This window comes from Mesorhizobium sp. L103C105A0 (assembly GCF_000502215.1).
Classification (GTDB): domain Bacteria; phylum Pseudomonadota; class Alphaproteobacteria; order Rhizobiales; family Rhizobiaceae; genus Mesorhizobium.
Map to the genome: position 1 here is coordinate 136786 of NZ_AYXF01000004.1, position 16255 is coordinate 153040.

The window sequence follows — 16255 nt, forward strand, 5'->3', positions numbered from 1 at the left end:
AAAACGGGCGCGACATAAGCCGCGCCCGTTCAACTCTATTGTCAGACCACTCAGGCGGCGTTTTCTTCGCCTTCGGCCTTCTTGTCGGGGGCGATTTCCTTGCCGGTGGCCTGGTCGACGACCTTCATCGACAGGCGGACCTTGCCGCGCTCGTCGAAGCCCATCAGCTTGACCCAGACCTTGTCGCCTTCCTTGACGACGTCCGAGGTCTTGGCGACCCGGTCGTTGGCAAGCTGCGAGATGTGGACGAGGCCGTCACGCGGACCGAAGAAGTTGACGAAAGCGCCGAAGTCGGCGGTCTTGACGACCGTGCCTTCGTAGATCTCGCCGACTTCCGGCTCGGCGACGATGGTATGGATCCACTTCTTGGCCGCCTCGATCTCCTTGGCGTTCGACGAAGCGATCTTGACCGTGCCGTCGTCCTCGATGTTGATCTTGGCGCCGGTCTTCTCGACGATCTCGCGGATAACCTTGCCGCCGGAGCCGATCACGTCGCGGATCTTGTCGGTCGGGATGTGCATGACCTCGATGCGCGGTGCGAACTCACCGAGTTCGGGGCGGGCGCCGGTCAGAGCATGCGCCATCTCGCTGAGGATATGCTGGCGGCCGTCCTTGGCCTGGTCCAGCGCGATCTTCATGATCTCCTCGGTGATGCCCTCGATCTTGATGTCCATCTGCAGCGAGGTGATGCCGCCTTCGGTACCGGCGACCTTGAAGTCCATGTCGCCGAGGTGATCTTCGTCACCCAGGATGTCGGACAGAACCGCGAAGCGCTCGCCTTCCTTGATCAGGCCCATCGCGATACCAGCAACCGGCTTGGCCAGCGGAACGCCGGCATCCATCAGCGCCAGCGATGTGCCGCAGACGGTGGCCATCGACGACGAACCGTTGGACTCGGTGATCTCCGAGACGACGCGCAGCGTGTAGGGGAACTGGTCAGCGCTCGGCAGCATCGGACGGATGGCGCGCCAGGCGAGCTTGCCGTGGCCGATTTCGCGGCGGCCCGGCGAACCCATGCGGCCGGTCTCACCGACGGAGTAGGGAGGGAAGTTGTAGTGAAGGAGGAACTTCTCCTTGTACATGCCGGTCAGCGAATCGACATACTGCTCGTCCTCGCCGGTGCCCAATGTGGCAACCACAAGCGCCTGGGTCTCGCCGCGGGTGAACAGCGCCGAACCGTGCGTGCGCGGCAAGACGCCGACTTCCGAGTCGATCTTGCGGACCGTCTTGAGGTCACGGCCATCGATGCGCGAACCGGTGTCGAGGATGTTCCAGCGCACGACCTTGGCCTGGAGTTCCTTGAACACCGAACCGATCTGCTCGGAGGTGTACTTGGCGTCTTCGCCTTCGGCCGAAGCGAACGCTGCCTTGACCTTCGCCTTGACGGCGTCGACGGCGGCGTAACGCTTCTGCTTGTCGACGTTCTTGTAGGCATTGCTGAGCTCGTCGCCGACGATCTTCAGCATTTCGGCTTCAAGCGCGGAGTAGTCCGGCGCCGTGAAATCGCGCGGCTCCTTGGCGGCAACTTCGGCCAGCTTGATGATGGCGTCGATGACCGGCTGGAAGCCCCTGTGGCCGAACATGACGGCGCCGAGCATCAGCTCTTCGCCGAGTTCCTTGGCTTCGGACTCGACCATCAGCACGGCGTCGGCGGTGCCGGCGACAATGAGGTCCAGCCTGGATTCCTGCATCTCATCGACATGCGGGTTCAGCACGTATTCGCCGTTGATGTAGCCGACGCGGGCGCCGCCGATCGGGCCCATGAAGGGAACGCCCGAGAGCGTCAAAGCGGCCGAGGTGGCGACGATCGACAGGATGTCGGGATCGTTCTCGAGGTCATGCTGGACGACGGTGACGACGATCTGGGTGTCGTTCTTGTAGCCGTCGGCGAAGAGAGGGCGGATCGGGCGGTCGATCAGGCGGGAAACCAGCGTTTCCTTTTCGCTCGGACGTCCCTCGCGCTTGAAGTAGCCGCCGGGGATCTTGCCGGCGGCGTAGGTCTTTTCCTGGTAGTTGACGGTCAGCGGGAAGAAATCGAGGCCTGGCTTCGGCTCCTTCATCGAAACGACGGTGGCGAGAACCTTGGTTTCGCCGTAGGTCGCAAGCACCGCGCCGTCAGCCTGACGTGCGATCTTGCCGGTTTCCAGGATGAGCGGACGGCCGCCCCATTCGATTTCCACTTTGTGGTAGTTGAACATATCTTGTCCTTAATAAGCGGAAAGGGCCGCGCCGTTTCACGGTGCGCGGATGCCCTTTCCCTGGCTTCCTTTCTCGGGCAGCCACGGGCAAGACAACGGGAAGCTCGGGTAGATTTCGGCGCTGGTTAGCGCACGAGCGTCCTGCAATCCTGCCCCATGACCGTCCATGGGCGGTTTCGAGTGGCCTCTGCGCGCTCGAAACCGGGTCTGGCCAATCGATGCGACTGGCAGAATGCGCGACCGGCGGGCTCTCCTTCGAAAGCCCGCCGGTCAATTCGTCAACGGCGCAGACCGAGCTTCTCGATCAACGTCTGATAGCGCGCGTCATCCTTGCGCTTGAGATAATCAAGCAGGCTGCGGCGCTGGGAGACGAGAGCGAGCAGACCACGGCGGGAATGGTTATCCTTCTTGTGGTCCTTGAAGTGGTCGGTCAGGTTCTTGATGCGCTCGGAAAGGATGGCCACCTGGACTTCCGGAGACCCGGTATCGCCCTTGGCGGTTGCGAATTCACCCATCAATTCCTGTTTGCGCTCGGCAGTAATCGACATCGTGTTTTTCCTTATCTGTTTGAGGAAACGGGTCGCCCTCAGCCGGGATGTCGTCCAGCAGGGGCCGGTGCAAGCAAAGCGACATGGCGCGATGCTGCGGCGCATATAAGGCAATTCCCTGGAAAACACCAGCCCATTCATAAAGCCGGCTCGTCGCAGCCCTTTGCTCAGGAATCCAGGATCCCCCTGATACCTGAAGCTTACAGCCACTTCTTGCTTTTGAAGAAGACGATCAGCCCGACAGCAACGGCCAGCATGAACAGCAGCGAAGCCGGGTAGCCATAGTAGGCTTTCAGTTCCGGCATGTTCCACGGCGAGCTCTCGGGATCGAAATTCATCCCCCAGATACCGACCAGGAAGGTTAGCGGCATGAAAATCACCGAGACGATGGTGAGATAAGAGATCACATCGTTGGTGCGCGCCTGGCTCAGCGACAAATGCATTTCGATCAAGCCGGTCAGCATATCACGCTGGTTCTCGACCAGCTCGATCAGCCGCAATGCGTGGTCGAGCGTGTCGTTGAAGAAGATTTTCGTCTCCGGCTTCACATAGGGCACGTCGTTGCGGATCAGCGTCGCCAGCGTGTCGCGCATCGGCCACAGCACGCCCTTGAGCACATTGGCGTCGCGCCGCAATTCGTGCAGCTGGCGCATCTGATGCTTGTGAGGCGTGTTGAGCATCTCGTCCTCGATGCCATCGACCTCCTCGCTAGCGGCCTCAATCGGCGGGAAATAGCTGTCGACGATGGAATCGATGAGCGCATAGGCCAGATAGTCGGCGCCGCGCATCCGCAAGCGGTTGGGCAACGCTGCGGCGATGCGCTTGCGCACGGGGTCGAACGGATCGCCTTCGCGCTCCTGGAAGGTGACGACGAATTTCTTGCCGAAGAACACCGCGATCTGCTCATAGCGATGCACCTTGACGTCGTCGATCATGCGCATGACGACGAAAGCGTGGTCCTCGAAGAAGTCGACCTTCGGCCGCTGGCCGGTGTTGACGACATCTTCCAGAGCCAGTGGATGCAGGTTGAAGATCCGGCCGATCTCCTCGATCAGCTGGATGTTGGCGAGACCGGTGCAGTCCAACCAGACGACCGGCCAGTTGTCGCAATGGGTGTTGAGATCGTCGATGCTGGCATCGTTGATGGTCTTGAATTTTTCAGGCGAAATCAGCGTCAGCCGCAGCTCGGACCGTCGCGCCGCCGGATCGGCGATCAGCGTGCCGGGCGAGGCTCCAACCGGCGGCCGGCGCGTTGTCACCGGCGCCCGCTTCTTCACCGCCTCAGCCTTTGCCATGTGCCCCTCGGATGTGACGTCGACGTAAAACTAGACGGGAGTGGTCAGCCGGCAAAGACCCGCTTCGGCTTGAACATGCCTTGCTCGATGGCGCCGATGGCGACAAGCTTGCCGCGCGCGGTGGCGCAGGCTTCCTCGGCTTCCACGGGCGCGTCGCGGCCGCGGATGATGACGGGATTGCCAAGGCGGATCTTGGTCGCCGCTTCGTCGCTGATGGCAATCTGCGGCAGGCAGTCGAGCGCGGCGGCCGTGTCGACGAGCAGCGCATCGATTGCGCCAAAGTCGATCGGCGCGTCGGCAACATCGGCGTCGCCCTCTTCGTCAGCTTCGCGCTGTTCGCCGAAACGGGCGGCTTCCAGTTCGGCGACGGTGACGAAATCCTCCTGGGTGAACGGCTCGACCTCGACCCTGCGCAATTCGGCGATGTGGCCGAAGCAGCCGAGGTCGCGGCCCATGTCGCGGGCCAGCGAGCGCACATAGGTGCCTTTGCCGCATTCGACCTCGAACGAAGTGTGGTCGGCAGCGTGCTCGACGATGTCCAGACGGCCGATCTCGATCTCGCGCGCGGGGATGTCGACTGTCTCGCCCCCACGGGCGAGATCGTAGGCGCGTTCGCCTGATATCTTGATGGCCGAGAATTGCGGCGGTGTCTGCATGATGACGCCGGTGTAGTTCGGCAGCAGCGCCCTGACATCTTCTTCCGCCGGACGGCGGTCGGAACTTTGCGTCACCGGGCCTTCGAGATCGTCGGTCGAACGCTCCTCGCCCCAAGCGACGGTGAACCGGTAGATTTTGGCGCCGTCCTGCACATAAGGCACGGTCTTGGTTGCCTCGCCCAGCGCGATCGGCAGCATGCCAGAGGCCAGCGGGTCGAGCGTGCCGGCATGGCCGGCCTTTTCGGCCTGGAAAAGCCATTTGATCTTGGAGACGGCTTCGGTCGAACCCATGCCAACCGGCTTGTCCAGCACCACCCAGCCGGAGATCGGCCGGCCCTTCTTCTTGCCGCGGCGCCCCACTATTTCTCGTCCTTGTCGTTGTCTTCGCCATCGGTACCCAAGTCTCGCGCGACTTCCGGCGATTTCAGCAAATCGTTGATCCTGGCGAAATTGTCGAAGGACGTATCGAGCTTGAAGCGGAACTCCGGCATGAACTTCATCTGGCGGAGCGCGCCGGAGACGCGGCCACGCACGAACTTCGCGTGCTTGTTGAGCGCGTCGATGACCGCACCCGTGTCCTTGGCGCCGAGCGGCGAAACGAAGGCCGTTGCGACCCTCAGATCAGTGGACATGCGCACTTCCGAGACCGAAACCACGGTGTTCTCGATCAGCGGGTCGATAATCTCGCCGCGCTGCAAGGTTTCCGACAGCGCATGGCGCACCTGTTCGGCGACGCGAAGCATGCGCTGGGATGGGCTGGAGGCGGTTGGACGGGGCATTTTTCTCAATCCGGAAAGCGTGAGGCGCGGGATGGGACCGTGCCGCCATGTCTCATATTTGTTCTATGCATGTCGTTTATCCCGCACTTTTGGGCGACAGGCATTAAAGTTAGGGCGGCGGTCTTTCGACCACCGCCCGGTCGTATCCACAGTATACGAACTCAGAGCGTCCGGGTCACCATCTCGACGCGGAAGCACTCGATGATGTCGCCGACGCGCATGTCCTCGTAGTTCTGGAAAGCCATGCCGCACTCCTGGCCGCCCGGAACTTCCGCGACTTCATCCTTGAAGCGCTTGAGGGTCTTCAGCGTACCTTCGTGGATGACGACGTTGTCGCGGATCAGGCGCACGCCCGCTCCACGTTCGACCTTGCCTTCGGTGACACGGCAGCCGGCGATCTTGCCGACCTTGGTGATGTCAAAGATCTCGAGGATCTCGGCATTACCGATGAAGGTCTCGCGGCGTTCCGGCGACAGCAGGCCGGAAAGTGCTGCCTTCACATCGTCGACGAGGTTGTAGATGATCGAGTAGTAGCGGATTTCGATGCCCGCGGCCGCCGCGGCCGCACGTGCCTGCACGTTGGCACGGACGTTGAAGCCGATGATCGCGGCCCCCGAGGTCTCCGCCAGCGACACGTCGCTTTCGGTGATGGCGCCGGCGCCGGCATGAACGATGCGCGCACGCACCTCGTCGGTGCCAAGCTTGTCGAGAGCGGCGTTGATCGCCTCGATCGAACCCTGCACGTCGCCCTTGATGACCAGCGGGAATTCCTTCAACCCGCTCGTCTGCAGCTGCGACATCATCTGTTCGAGCGAGCCGCGCTGGCCGGCATGGCGAGCCACTGCCTTCTCGCGCGCCAGACGCTGGCGATATTCGGTGATCTCACGGGCGCGGGCCTCGTTGTTGACGACAGCGAAGCGGTCGCCGGCTTGCGGCGTGCCCTGCAGGCCAAGCACCTCGACCGGCATTGCCGGCGGAGCCTCCTTGATCTGCTCGCCACGGTCATTGACCAGCGCGCGCACCCGGCCCCATTCGTTGCCGGCGACGAGGATGTCGCCCGGCATCAAAGTGCCGGTCTGCACCAGTACGGTGGCGACGGGGCCACGGCCCTTGTCGAGCTGGGCTTCGATGACCACGCCTTCGGCGGTACGGTCCGGATTGGCCTTGAGGTCGAGGATTTCGGCCTGCAGCAGGATCGCTTCCAACAGCTTGTCGAGGTTGGTGCCCTTGGTCGCCGACACTTCGACGTCCAGCACTTCACCGCCCATCGATTCGACGAACACCTCATGGCGCAGCAGTTCCGACCGAACCTTCTGCGGATCGGCATCATGCTTGTCGATCTTGTTGATCGCCACGATGATCGGAACGCCGGCCGCCTTGGCATGGCTGATCGATTCGATGGTCTGCGGCATGACGCTGTCGTCGGCCGCCACCACCAGGATGGCGATGTCGGTCGCCTGAGCGCCGCGGGCGCGCATCGCCGTGAAGGCGGCGTGACCGGGCGTGTCGATGAAGGTGATCTTCTGACCGTTCTTCTCGACCTGGTAGGCGCCGATATGCTGGGTGATGCCGCCGGCTTCGCCGGAGACGACATTGGCATTGCGGATGGCGTCGAGCAGCGAGGTCTTGCCGTGGTCGACATGGCCCATGATGGTCACGACAGGCGGCCGCGACACCAGGTCCTCGGCATTGTCGGCAATGTTGAACAGGCCTTCCTCGATGTCGGACTCGGCGACGCGGCGGACCGTGTGGCCGAATTCTGTGGCGACCAGCTCGGCCGTGTCGGCGTCGATGATGTCGCCCGGCTTCAGGATCTGGCCCTGCTTCATGAAGTACTTGACCACATCGACAGCGCGCTCGGACATGCGCTGCGCCAGTTCCTGGATGGTGATGGTTTCAGGCAGGATCACTTCGCGCATAACCTTCTCGCGCGGCTCATTATGCATCGCGCGCTTGAATTTTTCCTGGCGGCGACGCATCGACGACAGCGAGCGGGCGCGCGCGTCCTCGTCGGAAAGAGCCGTGTTGAGGGTCAGCTTGCCGCGACGACGGTCTTCCTCGGCCTTGGTCGGCTTGGCCGGGCGCGCCACTTCGGGCGTAACCGGACGGCGTACCGGGGCACCGGCGGCGGTGCGCTTCGGCTTGACCTCTTCCTCATCGTCCGACGCCACAAGCTCGGCAGCCTGCGGCGCGCGGCGGCGCGCTTCTTCCTCGGCGCGGCGGCGGGACTCGGCCTCGGTCTGCAGGCGGGCTTCTTCCTCGGCCTGACGGCGCGCGGATTCCTCGCGCTCGCGCTTGCGGCGTTCCTCATCCTCGTTGCGGCGCTTGGCCTCTTCGATGGCGCGTTGGCGGTCCTCGACGTCGCGAACCTTGGAGCCTTCGAGCGCCCTGCGGCGCGCTTCCATTTCATTGCGCGACAGTTCGTTCAGCACCATGCCGCCGCGTTCGGCCGGGGGCGGCGGAGGCGGCGCCTTGGGCGCTTCCTGCACGACGGGGGCTGCCACTACCGCGGGCTTGGGCGTAAATACGGGTGCAGCCACCGGCTCCGGCTTGTCGCCGGGCATGGAGAATTTGCGCTTCTTGATCTCGACCTGGACCTGCTTGGTGCGGCCATGCGAGAAATTCTGTCGCACGACGCTCTGCTCGGTACCGGGGCGCTTCAGCGTCAAGGTCTTCTTCGGTGTAACACTCAACGTCTTATCGTCGCCCGATTTCGTATCGCTCATTCCATATCCTCTGCAGCATCATCTTCGTCAGCAACGGCCGCAAGCATTGCCAGATCGTCGGGGGTTCCGCCCCGATATCGGTCGAGCGCAACCATGCGCCTCTCAACCGCCTTGCCCGCGTCTCCCGCGAGAACGGCAGCATGTATCACATTTGTACCCCCCAATGCCAAGCTCAACTCGGCCTCGGAGAAAAGTTTGTAGGCAAGGACTGCCGGCCCGCCGAGGTGGACAGTTGCCCGCCGCGCCTGACTGATCTTGCGCACGCCATCGTCGGATGCCTCGGTCGCGTGGAGCACGAAAAGCGCCAACCCCGAGCGCACCGCGCTCTCGACCTTGGTTGCGCCGAGTGCGATCGAGCCAGCCTTGCGGGCAAGGCCGAGCATACCCAAAGCGGATCGTGCAAGCAGTCCGTCGACCATGCCGCCGAGATCGGGCGGCACGACGACCTGCGCCTTGAAGGCGCGGGCAAACAGGTTCTTCGCCGCCGCCTTGTCGATATGTAGGCGGTCGGCGCTCACCCAACAACCACGGCCGGGCAGATTTCTCTTTAGGTCAGGAACGACGGCCGAATCCGGGCCGACGACGAAACGGATCAGCTCATCCGGCTCGGCTTGCTTGCGCGTGACGATGCAGGTGCGATCGTTCATCTCGTCCTGGGGCGGGTTGTGTGCGATGCGGTTTCACCTCACGCACCAACGGCTTCGTCAGCCGGGACCTGTTCGGCTGCAAGCTCGTCTTCGGTGATCCAGCCGGCCTTGAGGCGGGCTGCCAGAACCATCTGCTCGGCGTCGGCGCGCGACACGCCGTGATTGGCGAGCACACCCGGGAATACCTTGGTCTCGCCGTCCTTGCGTTCCTTCCAGCCGGTCAGGTCGTCGGCGGCATAGCCGGCGAAATCCTCGATCGTCTTCACGCCATCCTCGCCGAGCGTCACCATCATGGCGGTGGTGACGCCAGGGATCTCGCGCAGTTCGTCGGTGACGCCCAGCGCCTTGCGCTTGTCGTCATGCTCGGCTTCGATCTTCTCCAGATATTCGCGGGCGCGGGTCTGGATCTCCGAAGCGGTGTCTTCGTCGAAACCGTCGATCGAGGCGATCTCGCCCGAATCGACGTAGGCAACTTCCTCGACGCTGGTGAAGCCTTCGGAGGCCAACACCTGGCCGACCATCTCGTCGACATCAAGGGCTTCCATGAACAGCGACGAGCGTTCGACGAATTCCTTCTGGCGGCGCTCAGACTCCTCGGCCTCGGTCAGGATGTCGATGTCCCAGCCGGTGAGCTGCGAGGCAAGACGCACGTTCTGGCCGCGACGGCCGATGGCCAGCGACAGCTGGTCGTCGGGAACCACCACTTCGATGCGCTCGGCATCCTCGTCGAGCACCACCTTGGCGACTTCCGCCGGCTGCAGCGCGTTGACGATGAAGGAGGCGGCCGAAGGCGACCACGGAATGATGTCGATCTTTTCGCCCTGCAATTCGCCGACCACGGCCTGGACGCGGCTGCCGCGCATACCGACGCAGGCGCCGACCGGATCGATCGACGAGTCACGCGAAATGACGGCGATCTTAGCGCGCGAGCCTGGGTCGCGGGCGACCGACTTGATCTCGATGATGCCGTCATAGATTTCCGGCACTTCCATGGTGAAGAGCTTGGCCATGAACTGCGGATGGGTGCGCGACAGGAATATCTGCGGGCCGCGCTGTTCGCGGCGCACGTCGTAGACATAGGCGCGGACGCGGTCGCCGTACTTGTAGTTTTCACGCGGGATCAGCTCGTCGCGGCGGATAATCGCCTCGCCACGGCCGAGATCGACGATGACGTTGCCATATTCGACGCGCTTGACGGTGCCGTTGACGATCTCGCCGATGCGGTCCTTGTATTCGTCATACTGGCGGTCGCGCTCGGCCTCGCGCACTTTCTGCACGATGACCTGCTTGGCTGACTGGGCGGCGATGCGGCCGAAATCCATTGGCGGCAGCTGTTCGGCGATGAAGTCGCCAAGCTGGGCGTCCGGATTGCGCTCGCGGGCCGAGGAAATGGCGATCTGGGTGGCGTAGTCGTCGACCTTCTCGACCACTTCCATCAGCCGCTGCAGCTTCATCTCGCCGGTGTTGGCGTTGATGTCGGCGCGGATGTTGGTTTCCTGGCCGTAGCGCGAGCGCGCGGCCTTCTGGATCGCATCAGCCATGGCGGCAATGACGATCGACTTGTCGATCGACTTTTCACGCGCCACCGCGTCGGCGATCTGCAGCAGTTCAAGTCTGTTGGCGCTTACAACCATCTTATTTCTCCCGAGCTTGTTGCCGAGCTTTTAGGCCCGGCCGCTCATCATAGTTCCTGTTCGATTTCGTCTTCCGCGCCGCCTTCAGCACCTTCGGGTGCATCATCAGCTTCGCCGCGGCGTTTCTTGGCTTCCTTGCGTTCCCGGTTGTCCTTCGAAAGGGCATCGCGAATAAGGTCGTCGGTGAGGATCAGCCGCACATCGGCGATCGCGTCATAAGGAATGCGAACCGTCGGCTCTTCGCCGTAGGCGGCCTTGTCGCGCTCGAGCAGCATGTCGTCTTCGCCGGCTTCGGCGATCTTGCCCTTGAAGCGCTTGCGGTCGGCGACCGGCACCGAGGTTTCCATCTTCACCAGATGGCCGGTCCAGGTGACGAAATCCGACTTGCGTACCAGCGGCCGGTCGATGCCCGGCGACGACACTTCGAGATGATAGGCCTTCTCGATCGGGTCATCGACGTCGAGCGCCGGCGACACAGCGCGGCTGACCTCTTCGCAATCCTCGACGGTCATGGTGCCGTCCTCGCGTTCGGCCATGATCTGCAGCGTCAGGCCGTTCTGGCCCGACAGATGCACCCGCACGAGGCGGAAGCCAATGCCTCGCAACACCGGCTGAACGATCAGCGCGATGCGCGCATCGATACCGCTTTCGCGGATGATGCGGTCGTCGGCTTCGCTTGCCCTTGCAGTCATGCGGTTCCTGTCGTTCTCCGGATCAGGATGATCGTCGTCCCGAACCATCTCTTTGCTGATGGCTGACCGGCAGGTAATAAAAAAGAGCGGGACCGGGTGGACCCACTCTTCGTCATACCGACCAAGAATTTGAGGCTGATATAAACGATCCCGGCCAGTGTTTCAAGTCTGTTAACGGGCCGGGCAGAGCTGCAGCCGGCGACGGCTGGCAGGATTGCGCGGGGCGCATGCCGGCTATGCGGTAACGGCCCTGTGATCCCGGATGTCACTTCGCTATCTATGCTGCACTGCACAAATTAAGATGAGCGCGCGGTGGCGCGCGAAAGGTCAAGACAATGAGCAACCGTACCGTGTTTTCCGCCATAGGCGACGCCTTTGCCCTTTTCGGCAGCGCCGTTGCCGCCTCGCGGGCCGTCGAAGCCGGCCGCAAGCCGCGCGCCAACGATCTGCGCCGGCTCGGCATGGACCCGACCGCTTTCGGCAAGATCGGCCGTTTCTGAAGCCAGACCGGCTGTCGATGCGGGACACTTTCCCATCGAACTATTTTCTGATGAAGGTGAGATAGGCCGGCCGTCGGCCCTCGCGAATGGCTTTTGCCTCGTAGCGTGTGCCCGGCCAGCCTTCATAGGGCCGATGCCAGTCGGCCCCATCTTGCACCTGCCAAAGGAGCGCGCCATGCGCCCGACAGTGCAACAAGGTCCAGTTCACATAGGTGTCGATGTCGGATGCGAAGCGGAATTTTCCGCCCGGCTTCAGCACGCGCGCGAACCGATCGAGGTTGAGCGGGCTGACAAAGCGCCGCTTCCAATGCTTTTTCTTCGGCCAGGGATCGGGGTAGAGCAGATCGATGCCGTCGAGCGACGCCTGCGGCAACCAATCGAGCAGGCGCGTGGCGTCGTCGTCATAAACGCGAAGATTGGCAAGCGGCTTTTCCCGCACCGCCATCATCAACTTGGCCATGCCGTTGACGAACGGCTCGACACCGATGAAGCCGGTCGCCGGTGCCTCCCTGGCACGGTGCAGCAGATGCTCACCGCCGCCGAAGCCGATTTCCAGCCGAACCGTTGAAACATCCGCTGAGAATAGCGCGCGCAATTCTGCCGGTGCCTGGACGGAGAGGTCGAGGCCATACGCTCCAAGACCGCTTTCCAGCGCCGCGGCCTGCTGCGGGCGAATGGTCTTGCCGTGCCGGCGGCCGAAGAACCCTTCGGTCGCGCGGCTCCGCCTGTCCTGTGGATCCATGGCCTGGTCGCGCGCCGCGCTTAGATTGAGATGAGATTTGGGATTGAGATGAGATTTGGCTGAAATCTCATCTCAATCTAATCCTTTGTTGGAGCATGATCTTTTCCAAAAAACCGGTACCACTTTTTGGAATCATGCCTAAGCAGCGATCGCGTCCTTGAGCGCCTTGGCCAGATCGGTCTTTTCCCAGGAGAAGGACCCGTCTCGGCCGGCCTTGCGGCCGAAATGGCCGTAGGACGAGGTCTTTGCGTAGATCGGCTTGTTGAGGTCGAGATGCCTGCGGATGCCGGATGGCGACAAATCCATCACCGTGCGCAGCGCTTCCTCGAGCTTGGCCTCGTCGACCTTGCCGGTGCCGTGCAGGTCGACATAGACCGACAGCGGCTGGGCAACGCCGATGGCGTAGGACAGCTGGATGGTGCAGCGGTCGGCGAGCTTGGCCGCCACTACATTTTTGGCGAGATAGCGCGCCGCATAGGCGGCGGAGCGGTCGACCTTGGTGGTGTCCTTGCCGGAGAAGGCGCCGCCGCCGTGCGGGGCAGCACCACCGTAGGTGTCGACGATGATCTTGCGGCCGGTCAGGCCGGCGTCGCCGTCCGGTCCACCGATGACGAACTTGCCCGTCGGGTTGATGTACCACATGCAATCGTCGGCGATCTTGAGGTCGCCGAGCGCCTCACGGATGTAAGGCTCAACGACCTTGCGGACCTTCTTGGAATCCCAGGTCGCGTCGAGATGCTGCGTCGACAGCACGATCTGCGTCGCTTCGGCGGCTTTGCCATCGACATAGCGAACGGTGACCTGGCTCTTGGCGTCGGGTCCGAGCTTGCCGGCTTCGCCGTTGTTTTCGTGACGGGCAGCGGCGAGCAGTTCGAGAATCTTGTGGCTGTAATAGATCGGCGCCGGCATCAGGTCCGGGGTCTCGCGGCAGGCATAGCCGAACATGATGCCCTGGTCGCCGGCACCCTCTTCGCCCTGGCGGTCGGCGGCGTTGTCGACGCCCTGGCCGATGTCGGGCGACTGGCCGTGCAGCAGAACCTCGATCTTTGCCGTCTTCCAGTGGAAGCCGGCCTGCTCGTAGCCGATTTCGCGGATCGCCTTGCGGGCGACCGACTTGAACTTGGCCGGGTTGACGACCGAATGCCCGGCGGCGTCCTTGAGGATGTTGCCGGCTTTGTCCCGCTTCAGCAGAGTATCGGGAACCCTTACTTCGCCGGCGATGACGACGCGGTTGGTGGTGGCGAGCGTCTCGCAGGCGACGCGGACTTTCCACGGGTCCATGCCGGTCTTCTTGGCCTCGCGATAGACCAGATCGACGATCTCGTCCGAGATGCGGTCACAGACTTTATCGGGATGACCCTCGGCCACGGATTCCGAGGTGAAGAAGTAGTTCTGCCGCGTCACGGGTGTCCCCTCTTGAAAAAACGATCGGCAGGGCTGCCGATTTTGGCGCGCCACGTGTTAACGGTGCCGGGCGCCGCTCGTCAAGCGGTGCCGCGGTTCTGGCATGAGTGCCGCAGCAATATATCTTGTACCACCGGCGGCTGGCACCGCCGGCAGTCGAGCCTCTGGGCTACTCGGGCCCGGGGGATTACTGGGGCCAATGGGTCAATCGACCCACCGAATCACTCGGCATCTTCGGCAGAAAGGGACTTCACAAGGTCGATAATCCGGCGGCGCACCTTCACATCCGCGATCTTGACGAACGCGCGGTTGAGCTGAAGCCCTTCCGGACTGCCGCAGAATTCGACGGCGAAAGCCATCGAAGTGTCCTCGGCAAATCCTCTATTACCCACCGGCTCCTGCCCTGGCGCATCCTCGAAAAAGAAGGCGACAGGCACGCTGAGTATCGAGGCTATTGCCTGCAGACGGCTGGCGCCGACGCGGTTCGTTCCTTTTTCATATTTTTGGATCTGCTGAAACGTAATACCGAGATTTTCACCAAGCTTTTCCTGGCTCATTCCAAGCATATTGCGCCGAAGGCGGACGCGACTTCCGACATGGATGTCGATCGGATTCGGTTTCTTCTTGTTTTCTTCTGTCATTTTTTCCTCGCCGAATTTTTCCGGCCTTTTCTATTTTTCTCGCCCAAACGAAGCCGGAGCCAACTGCCCCAACAGAAACACCAACCGACTTCGAGAAAATTAGGCGGTAACAGTATGAGTTTCTAATGTGTCGACTGTCAATTCACCCGTAGCCGTTGCCTTACGTTCAAGCTGAGGGCGATTGCGGCAAACACCAACATGATCAGCATTCCGTTAATGCGCCGCCCCGCGGCGGAGATGAAGGCTTGGCCGGAGATCGGCACCCGCACGTCGATGGCGCCACGTGCATCGACCGCCAATGCGTCGACGATGCGTCCCCGCGTATCGACAACGGCGGAAATGCCGTTGTTGGCGGCGCGCAACAACGGCAATCCGTTTTCCACCGCGCGAATCTGAGCCTGCCTGAAATGCTGGTACGGCCCAGGCGTGTCGCCGAACCATGCGTCGTTGGTGACGTTTACAATAAGCTGGGATGACGTTGCGTCAACAGCCACAAGATCAGGAAAGATCACCTCGTAGCAAATAAACGGCAAGGCGCTGATGCCGCCGGGCAGAGCGATCGGATGGCGCTCGTTGCCGGCGGCGAAGTTCATCGGCCCGGCGACGAGCTGTCCGATGCCGAAGCGGCTGAGCAGACCGGAAAACGGCAGATACTCGCCGAACGGCACCAGATGGACCTTGTCGACGGCATCAGCGATTTCGCCCTTGTCATCGATCGCCACCACCGAATTGTAGTAGCGGCTGTCGGCATCCGCCCCGGATCCGCGCTCCTCGCGCACGACGCCGGCAATCAGCATCTGACCAGGCTGCAGCATGTCGCCTAGCGCGGTCAGCGCTTCCGGACGCTCGGTGAACAGGAAGGGTACCGAGGTCTCCGGCCACAGGATCAACTGCGGTTTGTTATGGCCGGGATCGGGCGCTGCGGCCGACAGGCCCATCATCGTGGCGAAGATGCGGTCGCGCACCGAGGCGTCCCATTTTTCGCTGAGGTCGACATCCGGTTGCACGATACGGACATCGAGAGTGCGGGTTGTCGGCTTGTCGGGGGTCGCGAGCCTGAAATAGCCGAAGCCAGCATCGGCGGCGACGAGAATGGCAAGCAGGACCACACCGAGACGGACATGCCGGCGTGCTGCAAGCAAGGCCGGCATGGCGAAGACAAAGACCGCCAGCGCGTTCATGCCGACCATGCCGGTCACCGACACGCTTTGCATCAACAGCGGCACGGGCATCGCCGCATAGCCGACGGCATTCCAGGGAAAGCCGGTGAACAGGAAGCCGCGCAGCCATTCCGTCAGGCCAAAAGCAAAGGCAAGGGCGGCAACGCGGCCAATATCGTTGGTCCATAACAGCCGCGCGACGACGGTGGCGAAGCCGTAGAAAAATGCCAGCGCCAAAGGAATGCCTACGACCGCGAAGGGTAAGGCCCAGGCGAAACTGTCGGCCTCGACCAGAAGCGCCTCGCCGATCCACCATAGGCCGGCGAGGAAATAGCCGAAGCCGAACCACCAGCCGATGGCAAAAGTCGGCCGCAGGCGCCTGAGCCAGCCGTCGGAAGCCTCGCCGGTGGCGCCGTCGAGCAGCCAGACCAGCAGTGGAAACGAGACGAAACAGACGGCGAAGAAATCGTAAGGCGCCTGGGCGAGCACCGCCAGCGCCCCGGCAAGAAACGCCACCAGCGCGCGCCGCCAGCCCCAAAGCAGAATTATCCGGCCGGCAAGGCGCTCCATACAGACTTCCCAAGTCGCGCGAATCAGGAGCCAAGATTTATCAGATTTATTGAAACGCGAACC

General features: G+C 62.5%; 14 protein-coding genes. 1 reads left to right on the forward strand and 13 read right to left on the reverse strand.

The genetic code is table 11. The features are described 5' to 3' along the window. Positions 1 to 50: 50 nt before the first annotated feature. From pnp to rimP, 9 genes are all read right to left on the reverse strand, one after another. Positions 51 to 2198 carry a polyribonucleotide nucleotidyltransferase gene (pnp, locus tag X727_RS150430; protein ID WP_023834325.1) on the reverse strand — a complete coding sequence of 716 codons (2148 nt, stop codon included), beginning with the start codon at positions 2196 to 2198 and terminating at the stop codon, positions 51 to 53. A gap of 278 nt (positions 2199 to 2476) precedes the next feature. Further along, positions 2477 to 2887, reverse strand: a complete 411-nt coding sequence (rpsO, locus tag X727_RS150425) for a 30S ribosomal protein S15 (protein WP_280790678.1) — start codon at positions 2885 to 2887, stop codon at positions 2477 to 2479. Between the two features lie 59 nt (positions 2888 to 2946). Continuing rightward, the gene (gene corA / locus X727_RS150420; RefSeq protein ID WP_023688739.1) at positions 2947 to 4041 is read right to left on the reverse strand and encodes a magnesium/cobalt transporter CorA; all 1095 of its coding nucleotides are present in this window, start codon (positions 4039 to 4041) and stop codon (positions 2947 to 2949) included. 44 nt (positions 4042 to 4085) lie between these two features. Beyond that, positions 4086 to 5057 carry a tRNA pseudouridine(55) synthase TruB gene (gene truB, locus X727_RS150415; RefSeq protein ID WP_023703480.1) on the reverse strand — a complete coding sequence of 324 codons (972 nt, stop codon included), beginning with the start codon at positions 5055 to 5057 and terminating at the stop codon, positions 4086 to 4088. After that, complete coding sequence (rbfA, locus tag X727_RS150410) at positions 5057 to 5476, reverse strand: 30S ribosome-binding factor RbfA (protein ID WP_023692585.1); 420 nt, start codon at positions 5474 to 5476, stop codon at positions 5057 to 5059. Before rbfA ends, truB begins: the two co-directional genes overlap by 1 nt. A gap of 161 nt (positions 5477 to 5637) precedes the next feature. After that, positions 5638 to 8202: a translation initiation factor IF-2 gene (gene infB, locus X727_RS150405; protein ID WP_023669557.1), complete on the reverse strand. Its 2565-nt coding sequence runs from the start codon at positions 8200 to 8202 to the stop codon at positions 5638 to 5640. Further along, positions 8199 to 8849 carry an RNA-binding protein gene (locus X727_RS150400; protein ID WP_023669556.1) on the reverse strand — a complete coding sequence of 217 codons (651 nt, stop codon included), beginning with the start codon at positions 8847 to 8849 and terminating at the stop codon, positions 8199 to 8201. Before X727_RS150400 ends, infB begins: the two co-directional genes overlap by 4 nt. A 38-nt stretch (positions 8850 to 8887) precedes the next feature. After that, entirely contained in the window at positions 8888 to 10483 is a 1596-nt protein-coding gene (gene nusA, locus X727_RS150395; RefSeq protein ID WP_023669555.1) for a transcription termination factor NusA, read from the reverse strand. Positions 10484 to 10530: 47 nt separating this feature from the next. After that, a complete protein-coding gene (gene rimP / locus X727_RS150390) occupies positions 10531 to 11175 on the reverse strand; it encodes a ribosome maturation factor RimP (protein ID WP_023745268.1) in 645 nt (214 codons plus the stop codon). A gap of 335 nt (positions 11176 to 11510) precedes the next feature. On the opposite strand from rimP, the gene X727_RS1000000166495 reads away from it, so the two are divergent. Continuing rightward, complete coding sequence (locus X727_RS1000000166495) at positions 11511 to 11675, forward strand: hypothetical protein (protein WP_023669553.1); 165 nt, start codon at positions 11511 to 11513, stop codon at positions 11673 to 11675. A gap of 40 nt (positions 11676 to 11715) precedes the next feature. Here the strand turns inward: X727_RS1000000166495 and X727_RS150385 are convergent, their stop codons facing one another. The 4 genes from X727_RS150385 to lnt all read right to left on the reverse strand — a co-directional run bounded on the left by X727_RS150385 (position 11716) and on the right by lnt (position 16192). Further along, positions 11716 to 12417, reverse strand: a complete 702-nt coding sequence (locus X727_RS150385; RefSeq protein WP_023745267.1) for a tRNA (guanosine(46)-N(7))-methyltransferase TrmB — start codon at positions 12415 to 12417, stop codon at positions 11716 to 11718. 138 nt (positions 12418 to 12555) lie between these two features. Continuing rightward, the gene (gene metK / locus X727_RS150380) at positions 12556 to 13821 is read right to left on the reverse strand and encodes a methionine adenosyltransferase (protein WP_023669551.1); all 1266 of its coding nucleotides are present in this window, start codon (positions 13819 to 13821) and stop codon (positions 12556 to 12558) included. Between the two features lie 221 nt (positions 13822 to 14042). After that, the gene (locus X727_RS150375) at positions 14043 to 14462 is read right to left on the reverse strand and encodes a helix-turn-helix domain-containing protein (protein WP_023669550.1); all 420 of its coding nucleotides are present in this window, start codon (positions 14460 to 14462) and stop codon (positions 14043 to 14045) included. A gap of 137 nt (positions 14463 to 14599) precedes the next feature. Next, the gene (gene lnt, locus X727_RS150370; RefSeq protein WP_023834326.1) at positions 14600 to 16192 is read right to left on the reverse strand and encodes an apolipoprotein N-acyltransferase; all 1593 of its coding nucleotides are present in this window, start codon (positions 16190 to 16192) and stop codon (positions 14600 to 14602) included. Between the last annotated feature and the right edge of the window lie 63 nt (positions 16193 to 16255).

Bases quoted from the DNA above. Each gene is read 5' to 3' on its own strand.
- pnp (WP_023834325.1), bottom strand. From the start codon at position 2,198: ATGTTCAACTACCACAAAGTGGAAATCGAATGGGGCGGCCGTCCGCTC.
- corA (WP_023688739.1), bottom strand. From the start codon at position 4,041: ATGGCAAAGGCTGAGGCGGTGAAGAAGCGGGCGCCGGTGACAACGCGC.
- X727_RS1000000166495 (WP_023669553.1), top strand. From the start codon at position 11,511: ATGAGCAACCGTACCGTGTTTTCCGCCATAGGCGACGCCTTTGCCCTT.
- X727_RS150400 (WP_023669556.1), bottom strand. From the start codon at position 8,849: ATGAACGATCGCACCTGCATCGTCACGCGCAAGCAAGCCGAGCCGGAT.
- infB (WP_023669557.1), bottom strand. From the start codon at position 8,202: ATGAGCGATACGAAATCGGGCGACGATAAGACGTTGAGTGTTACACCG.
- nusA (WP_023669555.1), bottom strand. From the start codon at position 10,483: ATGGTTGTAAGCGCCAACAGACTTGAACTGCTGCAGATCGCCGACGCG.
- X727_RS150375 (WP_023669550.1), bottom strand. From the start codon at position 14,462: ATGACAGAAGAAAACAAGAAGAAACCGAATCCGATCGACATCCATGTC.
- rbfA (WP_023692585.1), bottom strand. From the start codon at position 5,476: ATGCCCCGTCCAACCGCCTCCAGCCCATCCCAGCGCATGCTTCGCGTC.
- rimP (WP_023745268.1), bottom strand. From the start codon at position 11,175: ATGACTGCAAGGGCAAGCGAAGCCGACGACCGCATCATCCGCGAAAGC.
- X727_RS150385 (WP_023745267.1), bottom strand. From the start codon at position 12,417: ATGGATCCACAGGACAGGCGGAGCCGCGCGACCGAAGGGTTCTTCGGC.
- rpsO (WP_280790678.1), bottom strand. From the start codon at position 2,887: ATGAATGGGCTGGTGTTTTCCAGGGAATTGCCTTATATGCGCCGCAGC.
- lnt (WP_023834326.1), bottom strand. From the start codon at position 16,192: ATGGAGCGCCTTGCCGGCCGGATAATTCTGCTTTGGGGCTGGCGGCGC.